16 protein-coding genes are annotated in these 16,239 nt (G+C 47.1%); 7 read left to right on the forward strand and 9 right to left on the reverse strand.

Annotated features, from left to right (window positions below; all coding sequences use genetic code 11):
• Positions 1–154 precede the first annotated feature (154 nt).
• Positions 155–1,009, reverse strand: a complete 855-nt coding sequence (djlA, locus tag R4537_RS16895; protein ID WP_032480393.1) for a co-chaperone DjlA — start codon at positions 1,007–1,009, stop codon at positions 155–157.
• 158 nt (positions 1,010–1,167) lie between these two features.
• Between djlA and lptD the strand changes: the two genes are divergently transcribed.
• From lptD to R4537_RS16925, 6 genes are all read left to right on the forward strand, one after another.
• Positions 1,168–3,519 (forward strand): LPS assembly protein LptD, encoded by a 2,352-nt coding sequence (gene lptD, locus R4537_RS16900; RefSeq protein WP_071178348.1) that lies wholly within the window; start codon positions 1,168–1,170, stop codon positions 3,517–3,519.
• Between the two features lie 52 nt (positions 3,520–3,571).
• The gene (surA, locus tag R4537_RS16905; protein WP_071178347.1) at positions 3,572–4,867 is read left to right on the forward strand and encodes a peptidylprolyl isomerase SurA; all 1,296 of its coding nucleotides are present in this window, start codon (positions 3,572–3,574) and stop codon (positions 4,865–4,867) included.
• Complete coding sequence (pdxA, locus tag R4537_RS16910; protein WP_032474902.1) at positions 4,857–5,849, forward strand: 4-hydroxythreonine-4-phosphate dehydrogenase PdxA; 993 nt, start codon at positions 4,857–4,859, stop codon at positions 5,847–5,849. The genes surA and pdxA overlap by 11 nt, the downstream gene beginning before the upstream one ends.
• 13 nt (positions 5,850–5,862) lie before the next feature.
• Positions 5,863–6,678 carry a 16S rRNA (adenine(1518)-N(6)/adenine(1519)-N(6))-dimethyltransferase RsmA gene (gene rsmA / locus R4537_RS16915; protein WP_071178346.1) on the forward strand — a complete coding sequence of 272 codons (816 nt, stop codon included), beginning with the start codon at positions 5,863–5,865 and terminating at the stop codon, positions 6,676–6,678.
• A gap of 71 nt (positions 6,679–6,749) precedes the next feature.
• The gene (apaG, locus tag R4537_RS16920) at positions 6,750–7,130 is read left to right on the forward strand and encodes a Co2+/Mg2+ efflux protein ApaG (protein ID WP_000383338.1); all 381 of its coding nucleotides are present in this window, start codon (positions 6,750–6,752) and stop codon (positions 7,128–7,130) included.
• A 9-nt stretch (positions 7,131–7,139) separates the two neighbouring features.
• Entirely contained in the window at positions 7,140–7,949 is an 810-nt protein-coding gene (locus R4537_RS16925) for a symmetrical bis(5'-nucleosyl)-tetraphosphatase (protein WP_071178345.1), read from the forward strand.
• A 146-nt stretch (positions 7,950–8,095) separates the two neighbouring features.
• On the opposite strand, the gene folA is transcribed toward R4537_RS16925, so the two are convergent.
• From folA to rplU, 6 genes are all read right to left on the reverse strand, one after another.
• Positions 8,096–8,593: a type 3 dihydrofolate reductase gene (folA, locus tag R4537_RS16930; protein WP_071178344.1), complete on the reverse strand. Its 498-nt coding sequence runs from the start codon at positions 8,591–8,593 to the stop codon at positions 8,096–8,098.
• Positions 8,594–8,605: 12 nt separating this feature from the next.
• On the reverse strand, positions 8,606–9,079 hold the full coding sequence (locus R4537_RS16935) for a threonine/serine exporter family protein (protein ID WP_000954087.1): 474 nt from the start codon (positions 9,077–9,079) through the stop codon (positions 8,606–8,608).
• Positions 9,079–9,840, reverse strand: a complete 762-nt coding sequence (locus tag R4537_RS16940; protein WP_071178343.1) for a threonine/serine exporter family protein — start codon at positions 9,838–9,840, stop codon at positions 9,079–9,081. The genes R4537_RS16935 and R4537_RS16940 overlap by 1 nt, the downstream gene beginning before the upstream one ends.
• Positions 9,841–9,961: 121 nt before the next feature.
• Positions 9,962–11,134, reverse strand: coding sequence for an Obg family GTPase CgtA (gene cgtA / locus R4537_RS16945; RefSeq protein WP_000673587.1), 1,173 nt, complete (start codon positions 11,132–11,134; stop codon positions 9,962–9,964).
• Positions 11,135–11,356: 222 nt separating this feature from the next.
• Positions 11,357–11,617, reverse strand: coding sequence for a 50S ribosomal protein L27 (gene rpmA, locus R4537_RS16950; RefSeq protein WP_000940599.1), 261 nt, complete (start codon positions 11,615–11,617; stop codon positions 11,357–11,359).
• A gap of 20 nt (positions 11,618–11,637) precedes the next feature.
• The gene (gene rplU / locus R4537_RS16955; protein WP_000271393.1) at positions 11,638–11,949 is read right to left on the reverse strand and encodes a 50S ribosomal protein L21; all 312 of its coding nucleotides are present in this window, start codon (positions 11,947–11,949) and stop codon (positions 11,638–11,640) included.
• A gap of 270 nt (positions 11,950–12,219) precedes the next feature.
• Between rplU and ispB the strand changes: the two genes are divergently transcribed.
• A complete protein-coding gene (gene ispB / locus R4537_RS16960; RefSeq protein ID WP_071178342.1) occupies positions 12,220–13,191 on the forward strand; it encodes an octaprenyl diphosphate synthase in 972 nt (323 codons plus the stop codon).
• Positions 13,192–13,342: 151 nt separating this feature from the next.
• Here ispB and R4537_RS16965 read toward each other — a convergent pair whose 3' ends face one another.
• A complete protein-coding gene (locus R4537_RS16965; protein WP_071178341.1) occupies positions 13,343–14,749 on the reverse strand; it encodes a basic amino acid/polyamine antiporter in 1,407 nt (468 codons plus the stop codon).
• Between the two features lie 473 nt (positions 14,750–15,222).
• Positions 15,223–16,158, reverse strand: a complete 936-nt coding sequence (gene mdh, locus R4537_RS16970) for a malate dehydrogenase (protein ID WP_000861564.1) — start codon at positions 16,156–16,158, stop codon at positions 15,223–15,225.
• Positions 16,159–16,239 lie beyond the last annotated feature (81 nt).

Below are 16,239 nucleotides of genomic sequence, written 5' to 3' on the forward strand. Positions count from 1 at the left end.
CTTTTAGAAACCCAGTCCTTGACTGGGTTTTGTTTTATCTGTCGAAAGTGTTATCTATCGAAAACCGCCCCACTCCAATTGCTCTTTTGACTGCAAAAGAAAGGCAAACAGTTAAGTTTGCCTTAGAAAAGGTAAGCGCATAATTACGATGAGCTTACTTAATGCCTTTCTCCTTTCGGATCAGCTCATAAGCGTGTTGGATTTGCTGAGATTTCTCTTTCGCGACGTTCATCATCTCTGGTGGTAAACCTTTCGCCATCAGCTTATCTGGGTGGTGCTCATTCATCAGCTTGCGATAAGCTCGCTTCACCTCTTGTGCACTCGCACTTTCGCTCACCCCAAGCACTTCGTAGGCATCGGCCAATTGATTGCGTGATGAAGGCTGCTGCCATTGCTGCCCACTATGGGATTGCTGCTGCGAACCACCAAAGCCACCACCTTGTTGAAATCGAAACGCCGCTTCCTGCATACGTAAACGGCGCTCTAACTGCTCGGAAGAAAAACCAAGCCCACGCGCAATACGGTGCAGTACTTGACGCTCACTGGGGTGCACATCCCCATCAGCAAATGCAGAAGAAATTTGCAGCTCAAGGAAAAACTGTAACAGGTCAAAACGCCCGCCCGTGGCGATTTTCACGCGATCTAACACTTGCTCTAGAGGAAAATCGCTTTCTTTACCGTCACGAAACGCATCTTGTGCGGCACGTTTTTGCTCTAGGGTCAGGTTCATGCGATCCATCATAATGGTCGCGAGTTGGATCTCTTCTTTGGTGACTTGCCCCTTGGCTTTTGCTACATGCCCCATCACCGAAAATGCGGATTTAAAAAAATCCTCTTGGCGCTCAGCTTGGCTAGGCCCTGCACCAAATGTACCACTTTGAAAGCCAGCCTGATTTAAACGACGCGCCTTATCAAACTGATGGCCAAGGAAGATCCCAAAGATTGCGCCAAAAGGGCCACCAAACAGGAAGCCAAAAAAAGCGCCAAGAATTTTGCCAAAAATATGCATTATGTGCTCTCAATCTATGAATTTTTCTGGAGTGAAGCGGTCTGATAGTGGCGCAAGCGTCAAATTCCTTTATGATAAGGACCGTTTATATTTCAGGCTCCTAAGTTCGGAATCCATCAAGTTCAACAGGCCACAAGTTCAACAGGATGTACAACCCCATGTCATGCTTTTCTCGCACGTTTTTAGCCGCTTCGATTAGCGCTGCACTCTTTGCACCTCAGATACAAGCAGAAGCGAGTGTGGATGACAATCGCGCTCAATTACCTAATGGTGAGCAGTGTTTAGTCAACCAGCCTGAGCCTACTAATCCCGGCCAACAGCCTATCAATGTCGAAGCGGATAAGCTAGAGGCAATCAATGGGCAAAAGGCAACCTATTCAGGGAATGTCGTTGTCGTACAAGGTAAAAAACGCATCGCTGCGGATAACGTGACTTTGCATCAACAAGAGAATGTGGTTGTCGCTGAGGGTAATGTTCAGTTTAGTGATGGTGAGATCAAAACTCACTCCACCAAAGCGACTAATAATCTCAATACCGATGAAATGACGTTAGAAAATACCCGCTACCAGTTTTTGTGTGAACCGGGGCGTGGTGAAGCGGTGTATGTTTCGAAAACGGGCAAAGCCGTGTATGAAATTGAAGATGGCTCTATCACCTCATGTCCTGATGGTGATAACGCATGGCGGATGCGCGCTTCCAGCATTGATGTGGACCAGAATGAAGAGATTGCGACCTTCTACAATCCACGTCTTGAAGTGCAAAACGTACCAGTGTTCTATCTCCCCTATTTGACTGTGCCTATCGGTGATACGCGTAAAACTGGTTTTCTATACCCGACCGCCTCTTATGGCTCACGAAATGGCTATTCGTTTGAAGTGCCAATTTATTGGAACTTAGCCCCCCAATATGATTTAGAAACCACCTTCAACTACATGCAAAAGCGCGGAACACAACTCAATAGTGTGTTCCGGTATCTGACGGATTTTGGTGCGGGTCAAATCAAATCTGAATATCTTGCCGAAGATCAACTGCACACCGAGCTAGGCGAGCGCTGGGCACTCCAATATGAACATAGCGGTATCTATCAACAAGCATGGAAGTTTGAAATCGACTACTCAAAAGTCAGCGATATCAACTATTTCTCTGACTTAGATTCGGGAGTCGGTAAACGTGAAGATGGTCAATTAATCCAACAAGGACGTGCAACCTATCGTACTCAAAATTGGGACTCGTCATTACTAGTCCGAGACTTCCAATTGCTGACCAAAGACACAACGAGCACCAACCTGCCCTATCGATTGATGCCGCAACTCAGCTATAACTATTACTCACCTGAACTATTCAAATATTTAGATTTGGATCTGCTCAGTCACATATCGCGTTTTGAAACCGATGCAAGAGGCAAACCTTCTGCAACTCGAGTGCACATCGAACCAGGCTTAAAAATTCCGTTCAGCAACACTTGGGGCAACTGGACCACCGAAGCACGTATACTCGGTACCTATTATCAGCAAGAGCTTGATAATACGACTGATGCAAAACTCGAAGAAAGCTTAACTCGAGTTATCCCTGAGTTTCGCACGGCTGCTGGCATTGTACTGGAGCGTAATACCACTATTCTCAGTGGTTACACTCAGACCCTAGAGCCCAAGATTCAATATCTTTATGTACCAGAAAAAGATCAGAGTCATATCGGCTTATATGACACAACCTTATTGCAAACCGATTATTACGGCCTGTTTCGCCAGCGTAAGCATAGTGGTGTCGATCGCATAGCCTCAGCGAACCAAGTAAGTTATGGCGCATCAAGTCGATTTTTTGATGAGGCCTATAAAGAGCGCCTCAATATTGCATTTGGTCAGATTTTCTATCTCGATAGTAAACTCAATCCATCCAATAAAAATCCTAATCGCGTCTCTGATGACTCCAGCTATTCCGCTTGGGCAGTCGAGATGGATTTTAACTTTGCTGATTACTTGTTCTATCATGGTGGAATTCAATACGACGTGAATAGCCAAGATATTCAACTCGGTAATAGCACCTTAGAATACCGAGTTGCAGATGGTTATATTCAGGGGAATTACCGCTATGTTTCATATGATTATATATGTAATACAGTGACAGGCGTTGATTGCATTAGTACTGACAATAGCCAAGAATATGACATATCTCAAGTTGGTATTTTAGCTGGTTATCAGTTAAGTCGTAGATGGTCTGCCAGCGGTCAGTATTACTACGATTTGACCACTGAACAAGCCCTAGAGTGGCTTGCTAATCTGACTTATACCTCTGATTGTTGGTATATCGGCTTTAGCTACAGTAATCAATTAAAGAATTGGCTTGGAACTCCAACTAATCCTTATACCACTCCAATTTATGAAAATAACTTCAGCTTTAACGTCGGGATTATTGGTTTTGGTACCAGTATCGGAGCAGGTTCGAGCATGACGGGCATAAGCAGCGCTGGTAACTCACTCGGTTATGGTCGCCCATTCTTCCTCAATAACTAATTCACCTAGCCTGAGGAAACTCAGGCTTAAAACATTTTAGATAGGACTGCACATGAAATTGTGGAAACCCACACTAATTAGCGTTCTCAGTGCGCTGACTTTCTTTAACGCTCACGCAGCACCCAAGCAGCTCGATAGCGTGGCGGTGATTGTGAATAGTGGCGTCATATTACAAAGTGATGTGGACAGCGCCCTGAAAACCATCAAGGCTAACGCCAAGCAAAACAAGCAGCCTTTACCGCAAGAAACAGTGCTGCGCGAACAAGTATTAGAAAAGCTGATCATTGATACTTTGCAGCAGCAAGAAGCGGATCGGATTGGAGTAAAGATTGACGACAACCGCCTCAACGAAGCAATTAAAGAGATAGCAAACAACAACCAACAGACTCAGGATCAACTAATTGCTTCAATAGCGCAAGAAGGCTTAACCTACCCTGAGTTCCGTGAGCAAATCCGTAAAGAGATGGCAGCGAGTGATGCACGCAATGCTTTAGTTCGTCGTCGTATCAACATTCTGCCCGCCGAGGTTGATACGTTAGCTGAGCTGCTTGCACAGGAAACCGATGCCACAGTGCAATACAAAATCAGTCATATCCAACTGCGAGTCGATGACGGACAAGATAAAAGTGCCGCTGAAACCTTGGCCAACAAGCTGGTCAACGACCTAAAAAATGGGGCAGACTTTGCGCAAATGGCGTACGCCTACTCCAAAGGTCCCAAAGCCCTGCAAGGGGGAGATTGGGGATGGATGCGCAAAGAAGAGATGCCAACCATCTTTGCTGATCAGATCAAAATGCAAAACAAAGGCAGCATTATTGGCCCGTTTCGCAGTGGTGTCGGTTTTCACATCCTGAAAATTGATGATGTCAAAGGCTTAGAAACGGTCGCGGTAACAGAAGTTAATGCTCGTCACATTTTGATCAAACCGACCATCATCCTCAGCGATGAAGGCGCGCAAAAGCAGCTCAATGAATTTGTACAGCGCATCAAAAATGGCGAAGTGACCTTTGCAGAATTAGCCCAACAATATAGCCAAGACCCCGGCTCTGCCGCGCAAAAAGGTGAACTGGGCTATCAAACTCCCGATCTGTATGTGCCAGAATTTAAACACCAGATTGAAACCTTACCCGTAGGCCAAATCAGTGAACCGTTTAAAACCGTACATGGGTGGCATATCGTAGAAGTGCTCGATCGTCGCGAAGTGGACAGAACTGATTCCGCACTGAAAAACAAGGCCTACCGTATCTTGTTCAATCGTAAATTCAATGAAGAAGCCAGTGCTTGGCTGCAAGAGCTGCGTGCCAGCGCCTTTGTTGAAGTATTGAAGGACGAGAAGGATGAGCAGTAAACGCATCATTGTCACAGCCGGTGAGCCCGCGGGGATTGGTCCCGATCTAGTGCTCGCCCTCTCCGCGCAAGATTGGCCACATCAACTGGTGGTGTGTGCCGATAAGGCGTTATTGGCGCAGCGGGCCGTGCAACTTGGAATACAGGTTAAGCTACTGGATTATCAACGCGATAATCCAGTGCAAGCTCAACAAGCTGGAACCTTGTTGGTTGAGCATATTTCTCTCGCTGAACCCGTCGTCGCCGGTCAACTCAATCCAGCGAATGGACACTATGTGTTAAAAACGCTGGAAAGAGCGGCAAAAGGCTGTATGAATGGCGAATTTGATGCTATTGTCACCGGCCCTGTGCACAAGGGGGTGATCAACCGTGCGGGGGTGGCTTTCAGCGGTCATACCGAATTTTTTGCTGAACAGTCAAAAACTCCCCTCGTCGTGATGATGCTGGCCACCGAAGGCTTACGTACTGCGTTAGTCACTACACATCTGCCACTCGCAGAAGTGCCGCAAGCGATAACTTGTGAACGTCTAGAACAGATTGTTCATATTCTCCACAAGGATTTAGTCGAGAAATTTGCCATTGCAGAACCTAAAATCTACGTATGTGGGTTAAATCCACACGCAGGTGAAGACGGCGTATTGGGCATGGAGGAGATCGAAACCATCACTCCTACCCTACAGCGTTTGCGTGAGCAATATGGCATGCAATTGGTTGGTCCTTTACCAGCCGATACTATTTTTAGTGAAAAATACTTGCAACAAGCGGATGCCGTTCTCGGCATGTACCATGATCAAGTGCTTCCAGTGCTGAAATACAAAGGCTTTGGCCGCTCAGTCAATATTACGCTCGGGCTGCCTTTTATCCGCACTTCGGTCGATCACGGTACGGCACTCGATCTGGCTGGAACGGGTCAAGCTGATGCCGGAAGCTTTTGGACTGCATTAGCTTACGCAATTGAATTAGTTGATAAAAAAGCGCAATAACTTAGAGAAAACTATGAGAAATGATGTCCACTTAGGGCACAAAGCGCGTAAACGCTTTGGTCAGAACTTCCTCAATGATCCTTACATCATTGATGGTATTGTGTCGGCAATTAATCCCAAACCGGGGCAAAACTTGGTTGAAATCGGCCCAGGGTTAGGCGCCATCACAGAACCGGTAGGACGTGAAGTGGATAAGTTCACTGTCATTGAGCTTGACCGCGATCTGGCCGAACGCCTGCGTAATCATCCAGAATTAGCCAGCAAGCTGACCATTCATGAAGGCGATGCGATGCGTTTCGACTTCAAGCAGTTGGTGAAACCCAATAACAAATTACGTATCTTTGGTAACTTGCCGTACAACATATCTACCCCATTGATGTTCCATCTATTTGAATTCCATCGTGATATTCAAGACATGCACTTTATGTTGCAAAAAGAGGTGGTTAACCGTTTGGCTGCAGGACCAGATAGCAAGGCCTACGGACGTCTCACTGTCATGGCGCAATACTACTGTAAAGTGGTTCCGGTATTGGAAGTGCCACCGAGCGCATTTGTGCCACCACCGAAAGTAGATTCGGCCGTGGTACGTTTGGTGCCTTATGAAGATCTCCCACATCCCGCATCCAGCTTAGAGTGGTTAGATCGCGTGGTACGTGAAGGCTTTAACCAACGCCGTAAAACGGTGCGTAACTGTTATAAAGGTTTGGCTGAACCAGAAACACTGGAAACTCTGGGCATCAACCCAGGTATGCGCCCAGAAAATCTGACCTTGGCTCAATTTGTGGCATTAGCGAACTGGCTTGATGCAACACACAAAACTCACGCATAATCGACAAGGACGACATTCAGTCGTCCTTTGTTTATCTGCCAATACCTGACTACTAAGCTGAGGAGTCGCTCATGGATGTTTCGCTGCCCTGTATCAAAATTCAGGTTCAAACTCGCTACATTGAGGAACAATCAAATCCTGAGTATCAGCGCTTTGTGTTCGCCTATCTCATCACCATCAAAAACCTCAGCTCCCAGACCGTCCAATTGATGAGTCGGCGCTGGTTGATCACGGATGCCGATGGCAAACAGACCGTGGTTGAAGGCGATGGCGTTGTGGGAGAGCAACCTCGCATCAAAGCTAACGATGAATATACCTACAGCAGTGGCACAGCCTTAGATACTCCAGTCGGTGTGATGCAGGGTCAATACTTGATGATCGATGAACAAGGTGAGTCTTTCACGGTTGAGATTGAACCATTTCGTTTAGCCGTTCCGCATGTATTGAATTAAGGGGGGTGTGTGGCGAATTATATCGTTGGAGATATTCAAGGCTGCTTTGACGAGCTACAGCAACTGCTCAAACAGGCCGAATTTAATTCTCAGCTTGATACGCTGTGGTTTGCGGGGGATTTGGTCGCTCGTGGTCCAAAATCACTAGAAACCTTACGTTTTGCCTATCAGTTAGGGGATGCAGCACGAGTCGTGCTCGGCAATCATGATTTGCATTTGCTCTCGGTAGCACTCGGTCACCACTCCGCTAAACGGCGCGATCAAACCCAAGCAATTTTAGATGCGCCTGACGCCGAGCCATTACTCGATTGGCTACGTCAGCAGCCTTTGCTCGCTGAACATCAAGAGTTTGTACTGTGCCATGCTGGCATCTCACCACAATGGGATCTCGCCACTGCACGTCAAGCAGCACAAGAGGTCGAGTCTGTACTTCGTAGCCCCGAGTGGAGCACCCTGATTCAGCAGATGTACAGTGACCAACCCGACGCATGGCATCCAACGCTACAAGGGATAGATCGCTTGCGTTATATCGTTAACGCATTTACTCGTATGCGCTTTTGTTTCCCAGATGGCCGTTTAGATATGCAATGCAAACTGCCACCACAAGAAGTGACTGACGGTAGCTTACTACCTTGGTTCCAATTACCGCAGCGCATTGCTCTTGAAAAGACGGTGATTTTTGGCCATTGGGCGGCATTAGAAGGGTATGTGAGTGAAACGGTGATCGGCCTAGATACGGGTTGCGTATGGGGCGGAGCCCTGACTATGCTGCGTTGGGAAGATAAACACTACTTTAGCCAAGCAGCGCTGCCAGCATAAAACAACACCCGTTAATACGGGTGTTGATTGTGTTTGCTCTGACGATACCTGCAATGACGATACCCAAACGACTTGGAGGTGCAGGTCGGCGGCAAAAAGTGACAAATGTGTCTGGAATCAATTTGCACAGCCAACACTACTGTACATCAAATAGGAAGGGGATTTTGGCGTTCAAAAATCACAAAATCCATCCCGTAGGCATTTTTTTCATCGGCAGGATAATGCTCACGAGAGCGCTCTAACCAATCACTCCCCCATTCAGGAAACTGAGTATCACCCTCCAGTTTTGCATGGATCTCGGTAATATACAGTTTATGAGCCATAGGTAAACAGGCCGCATACAAGCTACCACCTCCGATGATCATCACCTCGTCGACCTCACCCGCTTTCGCCAGCGCCGCCTCAATGGAGCTCACCACATCCACCCCCTCAATCTGCAAACTCGCATCACGGGAGATCACAATATTGTGCCGCCCCGGTAAAGGACGTCCGATCGATTGGTAGGTTTTACGTCCCATCACCACAGGCTTACCTAATGTACAGCGTTTGAACCACGCGAAATCAGCCGGTAGATGCCAAGGCATCTGGTTATCTTTACCAATAATGCGCTGGTCTGCCATCGCGGCAATCATACTGATCATCATCTTTCTCATACCTTAAATAATCGGTTTGCGGCGGTAGAATAACAGTCCAGGTACAGCAAGGCCAACCGCCAAACCCGCAATGATAAACATGGCTTTCAGGAAGTTTTCTAATAAGGCTTCCATCAGCTCGGGCGAAAAACCCACATGGTTAATTTCGACTAACGCGATCATGGCTTTAAATGCAAAAACACCAGGAACCATGGGAATAAGCGCTGCAACCGTAAACACTTTAGGATGAGCCAGAAAACGACGAGACCAATAAACACCAACCATACCCACTAGAGTGGCGGCAAAAAAACTCGCCCACTCAATCGGTACGCCAAAGTGCATCATCAAATAACGCGATCCATGCCCAAGCGCACCGCCTAACGCACAATATTTCAATGCGGGCACAGGCACATTGAAGACTAAAGCGAACCCAACCGCCGGAATCGCGGCAAAAAACATGTCGTTGAGTAGTCCGAAAAACAGATCCCAGCTTAGCATTACCACCCCCAAATTCCGGTGATGCTCATTGCCGCGACAATACCGAGCGCCGTGGCTAGAGTCAGCAAACTCGCCATCACAAAGCGTGCGATGCCCATATTGATGTAACCTTTGAGCATATCTGCGACCGCATTAATTAATGGAAAGCCAGGCACCAGCATCAACACAGAAGAAGCCATCACGATCGTTGGTTTATTGCCGAGTTGATAAATCACAGCTTGGGCAGAAATCACGGAAGTCACGAAAGCCGTTGCCGCAAAATTGATGAGAGGATTGAATTGACGATGGCCGATTTCTTGGCGAACGATCATCCCAACAGATGAGGCGATCAAGGTGATCAAGAACACCATCCAATCCCCCCCAGCCAAACGGCTGAATGCCGCGCAAGAGAGGCCAATCATGACCACAACTAGCCAACGATTGTAACGCTCTGGACTGATGTGATTGAGTTTTCGCTGCGCTAAGCCATGATCAAGAATGCCTTTTTCCATCATGATGCAGATCCTTTGGATCTGCGTCACCACACGCATATTGATGCCGCGATCTGGGCTGCGTCGCGCAGTCGTAATGCAGTGCTCTTTATAGACGGTCGTCACCACAAGCGAGCTCGCCGAGAGAGAGACTTCGACTTCACTCATTCCACTCGCCAAACCCATGCGGCGCATTATATCGCCGACTAAAGTACTTTCTGCGCCATGCGCTAATAACATCTGCCCTGCCTGAGCAATCAAACGAGAAACGGCTCTCTGTTTGGATTCCATGATTCCTTTCCTAAAACCTAAATATGCCGAAGAGAGAGTAAGTGTGCCCGAAACAAACTTTAGGAAAGTTGATTTAGACACAAAAAAGCCGCAACTAAGTTGCGGCATACCAGTGAGTTAATCAGTCACGAACATAGATAACGTGGCCGTCATCTTCTTCGTCGTCCCAATCATCCCAATCGTCATCATCTTCAGTGATCACTTCACGACCAGCCAAGCCGTCTTTATGGTTATAATCCCATGTGAAATCGACTTTTTCGGCTTCTGTTTTCTCTTCCGCTTCTCTTGGTAAGGTATCCATGAACTCGGCAAGCTTCATGCACAGCTCTTTGGTGCCTTGACGATTCGCAGCAGAGATTTTGAAGTAATCGCCCTCCCATGCCAGAGCATCGATGATGTCTTGAATAATCTCATCTGCTTCTTCTTCTGACATCAGATCAACTTTGTTGAACACCAACCAACGTGGCTTTTTCGCCAGCTTTTCACTGTACTGTTCAAGCTCATCAATAATGGTCAACGCATTGTGTGCAGGATCGCTTTGATCAGCTGGCATGATATCAATCATGTGTAGCAGCACGCGACAACGTTCAAGGTGTTTAAGGAAACGAATCCCTAAACCTGCCCCTTCTGCAGCGCCTTCAATCAAGCCTGGGATATCAGCCACCACAAAGCTTTTCTCCGGCAGCACGCTCACCACACCAAGACTTGGTACTAGCGTGGTAAACGGATAATCCGCCACTTTAGGTTTAGCCGCAGAAACAGCACGAATGAAAGTCGATTTACCCGCATTTGGCATGCCGAGCATACCGACGTCTGCCAACAGCAGCAGCTCTAAACGAATATCACGCAGCTCACCCTTGGTACCCATGGTTTTTTGACGTGGAGAGCGGTTAACCGACGATTTAAAACGGGCGTTGCCCAAACCATGCCAGCCACCTTTGGCGATCATGACTTTTTTGCCATGTTCGGCCACTTCACCAATGATTTCATTGGTGTGAATATCGACGGCACGAGTACCTACTGGTACGCGCAGCTCTTTGTCTTTACCGCTTTTACCCGTACAGTTACCGCCACCGCCATTTTTACCACGTTCCGCTTCATAAAAGCGCTGGAAACGATAGTCAATCAAGGTGTTGAGGTTTTCATCAGCGACCATATACACATCGCCACCATCACCACCATCACCGCCATCAGGGCCGCCATTGGTAACGAATTTTTCACGCCAGAAGCTCACAACACCGTTGCCGCCATCACCAGCTTGAACTTTAATTACCGCTTCATCTACGAATTTCATTTTTCCTCCACTCAATCTCGTGGGAAATCTTAATCAGTCTAGTAAACCTGAGAACGTAGATCCCAGAAAACAATCGCCTGCTTGGATCAGGCTACATTCAGGTCTAGGGTCTAGGGTCTAGGGTCTAGGGTCTAGGGTCTAGGGTCTAGGGTCGACCACACTTTCGATAAATAAAAAACCCCACCAAACGGCAGGGCTTTTAAATTCATCAAGAAACTTGGCTTATTCAGCAGTTTCGATGCTAACGAATTTACGGTTGTTAGGACCTTTAACCTCGAACTTCACTTTACCATCAGATAGAGCGAATAGAGTGTGGTCTTTACCGATACCTACGTTAGTGCCAGCGTGGAACTTAGTACCACGTTGACGAACAATGATGTTACCTGCAAGTACAGATTCACCACCGAAACGCTTAACACCTAGACGTTTGCTTTCTGAATCGCGGCCGTTACGAGTAGAACCACCAGCTTTTTTGTGTGCCATTGTTGAACTCTCCTAATAACTTAAGCGTTGATACCAGTGATTTTCACTTCTGTGAACCACTGACGGTGACCTTGTTGCTTACGAGAGTGCTTACGACGACGGAACTTAACGATTTTTACTTTATCGCCACGACCGTGTTGTACCACTTCAGCAACTACTTTACCGCCCTCAACCAGAGGAGCACCTACTTTAATGTCTTCACCGTTAGCAACCAGCAGAACTTTATCAAATTCTACAGTTGCACCAGTTTCAACGTCTAATTTCTCTAAACGAAGAGTTTGACCTTCGCTTACACGGTGTTGTTTACCACCAGATTGGAAAACAGCGTACATATTTTACTCCGCTCTTTCCGCACAGCCTATGCTTATATTTTATGCGATAAGGGTGTGCGCTAAACTAATCATCAATAGGGCGCAGATTCTACGTGAATGATGTGCCTATGACAAGCCATATTTTGAAAAAAATGGCGAAAAGCTAATCGCCAAACAAAAGTGCCGCAATCATGCCTTTAAGCCATGTATTAATCAATGATTTTTAGTGTATTATGCAGCGATTCCAGAAGACTAAATGCCTTACACGCTCTTATTTCAGCCGGATTTACGATGGATTTTAAAGCTATCCAAGCGCTTACTGCCAATGACATGGCAAAAGTGAACGAAACGATTCACGCTCAACTCAATTCTGACGTTTCCCTAATCAACCAACTGGGGTTCTATATCATCAGTGGTGGTGGGAAGCGTTTACGCCCATTGCTGGCGGTTTTATCCGCCAAAGCGCTCGGTTATCAAGGGTCACATCACACGACTGCAGCTGCGTTTATTGAATTCATTCATACGGCAACCCTGTTGCACGATGATGTGGTCGATGAATCGGACTTGCGCCGCGGTAAAGCAACCGCCAATGCCGCGTTTGGTAATGCCGCCAGCGTATTAGTCGGAGATTTTATCTACACTCGCTCGTTTCAGATGATGACAGAATTAGGATCAATGAAGATCCTGAAACTGATGAGTGATGCGGTAAACGTGATCGCTGAAGGTGAAGTACAGCAATTAATGAACTGTAACGATCCTGATACTACCGAAGCCAGCTACATGCAGGTCATCTACTCCAAAACTGCACGTCTGTTTGAAGCTGCAACCCAGATTGGCGCTATCCTGTGTGATGCGTCTCCTGAAGTCGAACTGGCGATGCAAAACTACGGTAAATACCTAGGCACAGCCTTCCAACTGATTGATGATGTGATGGATTACACTTCAGATGGCGATGAGATGGGTAAAAACGTCGGCGACGATCTGGCAGAAGGAAAACCTACCCTACCACTGCTCTATGCGATGCAGCACGGTAATCCTGAGCAAGCCGCGATGATCCGTGAAGCCATCGAGAAAGCTAATGGCATGTCGCGCCTCAATGAGATTCTTGCAGCAATGGAGCAAACCGGCTCTCTGCACTACACCGTCGAAAAAGCGCAACGTGAAGCGGATAAAGCCATTGCTGAACTAGCGGTTTTGCCAGAAAGCGAATACAAACAAGCCTTGATCACGCTCGCTCATATGGCGGTCAATCGCAGTAAATAGTCTGCAAATTCGGTGAGATGGCCACAGCAACTCACTCAACAATAGATTGCGTTTTGTTACTAAAGACCCCCCTCAGCTCAACGAGCTTGAGGGGGGGCTTTTATCCGTCTATCCGTGTTTTAGACAATGTCGACTATGGCATCAACGCCTTTTACCAAGCGCCTTGCCAAAGCATGCCTGCCGCCCCAACGGCAAATAGCAGTAGGGTGCTGGCTCCGACCATTTCTCGGCCGCAGAATGCTTTTACACCTTGCTCACGCTTTGCTTTGAGATAGAAAGCAAAGCCCGGTACATACAACAGGGTTGAGAGCATCAAATAGTGCAAACCTGACGCATACAGCAACCATAAACCATAAGCCGTTGCGCCAAAGCCAATCAATAGCAATTTCCCTCGATCTCTTTGCTCCAGAGCAAGCTTAAGGGTAAAAGCGCCCACCAGAAAATACGGCACTAAAATCATCTCAGAGGCAAAGATCAATAAGCTATCGTAAGTGCTGGCGGTATAGCGCACCAATATCAAGGAGATTTGAATACAGAGTGTGGTTAAGAACAAGGCATTAACTGGACTTCCCGCTTGATTCTGCTTGGTAAAATGGCGGGGAAACATCTTATCTTTGGCGGCAAGGAAAGGGGCTTCGGAAGCCAATACCGTCCAACTCAAAAACGCACCGCAAACCGAGATCAAAAGCCCAACCGAAATAATGTACTTACCCCACGGACCAATAATCGCAGTCAACACTTGCGCCATAGAAGGATTCGGGTATTGCGCCAACTCATTGACATGAATTACACCCATCGACAATAGCGTGACTAAGACATAAATCGACAGAGCCGTGAGCAAACCAAGAATAGTCGCTCGCCCAATGTCTTTACGTTGTCGTGCCCGGCTTGATACCACCACTGCACCTTCAATCCCGACAAAGACCCAGACAGTAATCAGCATAGTTGCTTTTACTTGTCCAAGTAGATCTGCACCAGAGATATGGTGCAGGCCAGCAAAATCCAAACTAAAGGTTTGCCAACGAAAAGCTAATAGTGCGCATACAATAAACAGCAGCAAAGGCACCATTTTGGTCATAGTAGTGATGAGATTGATTAGCGCGGCGGTTTGTACCCCTCTTAATACTAAGCTGTGAACTCCCCACAACAGTAGAGAAGCCCCACCAATTGACCACCAAGTATTGCCAGAGCCAAAGATAATCTGATCAGGCGTATCAAACAGCAGTCCTAAAGTACTGAACACAATCACCAGATAAGAGACGTTGGCGACCATAGCACTAAACCAGTAGCCCCACGCCGAGCAAAATCCGGCAAAATCACCAAAACCTTCACGAGCAAAACCAAACACACCACCATTTACATGGGGTTTATTGACGGCTAAATATTGAAAAGAGAGCGCAAGAAAGATCATGCCGATCCCAGTGATCGACCAACCGATCATCACTGCCAGTGGACTGGCAACCGCTGCCATATTTTGTGGCAAGCTAAACACGCCCGCACCAATCATTGAACCAATCACTAGCGCAGTGAGAGAGCCTAAACCCAGTTTTTTATCCATTATTTTTTAATCACCAATAACAGAGGTAAAAAGCCATCTTCCCCTTCCAAAAATCGGTCACAAACAACAGAAAATCCGCCTGCAACAGCCGAAGGGCAACCATTCCACTCACAAGACATGAGTCGAAGAATACAAAAAACAGCGCATATTACACGAAAAGCAGTGGGATGAAATGATAATTAGATAAGTAACATAAGAATTCACTAGTGGAAAACCAATGCATGGAATTTAAAACTGGAAAATCAAATAATTAATTTTAAGACCTCCCAAATCTCAAACTACTTGAAGTTGCAGGTAGGCGGCAAGTAAGTGAATCCCCATAAGCATAGGCATAGACATAGGCAAACTATGTGATTGTGGTGAACGAGTGTAGCCAACACCGCTGCAGCTTCAAGTAGGAAGGGGATATCATTGAGATAAAAAAATACCGCTCTTCAAGAGCGGTATTTTCCAATGCTTAAATCGATTGTCGATTATTTTACAAACTCAACACCGATTTGAATGTCGCCTTTGAGCGTGTCTAACATGCCATCCAGCGCGGCTTGCTCATAAGCGCTCAGTTTGCCAATATCCAGCAATTCTTCAACGCCATTTTTACCTAGCTTGATAGGTTGGGCAAAGAATGGAGCGTACTCACCCTCACCTTCTACATACGCATACTCAACGACATCAGATTCGCCTTGCAGTGCTTTAACCAGTGCAAGACCAAAACGACATGCCGCTTGGCCCATAGAAAGAGTCGCTGAACCGCCACCCGCCTTAGCTTCAACCACCTCGGTACCCGCGTTTTGGATACGTTTAGTCAAAGCGGCGACTTCTTCATCGGTAAAGCTTACGCCTTCTACTTGCGACAGCAGAGGCAGGATGGTAACCCCTGAGTGACCGCCAATTACAGGCACACGAACTTGACCTGGATCTTTATCTTTCAGCGCCGCAACGAAGGTTTCAGAGCGGATCACATCCAGTGTGGTGACACCAAATAGCTTACGCTTATCATACACACCGGCTTTTTTCAGCACTTCGGCTGCGATAGGGACCGTTGTGTTCACTGGGTTCGTAATAATGCCAACACAGGCTTTCGGACACACCACGGCAATTTTTTCTGCCAAGGCTTTGACAATACCAGCGTTCACATTGAACAGATCCGCACGATCCATACCTGGCTTACGAGCAACCCCCGCAGAAACCAGAACCACATCCGCACCTTCCAGCGCAGGCGTAGGGTCTTCACCCGCATAGCCTTTGATGGTAACTGGTGTTGGGATATGACTCAGATCCGCCGCGACACCCGGTGTGACAGGCGCAATATCATACAGCGCGAGATCAGAACCAGCAGGAAGACGGTTTTTGAGTAACAGAGCAAGGGCTTGACCAATGCCGCCAGCGGCACCAATAACAGCGACTTTCATCGTAAATCTCCTTGAGAGTAATCTCTTATATGTTTGTAGGGTGATTAGGTGTATCCGACCGTCAAACGCTATAGTAATCAC

Origin of the sequence: Vibrio paracholerae (genome assembly GCF_037672085.1) — a bacterium.
Taxonomy (GTDB): domain Bacteria; phylum Pseudomonadota; class Gammaproteobacteria; order Enterobacterales; family Vibrionaceae; genus Vibrio; species Vibrio cholerae.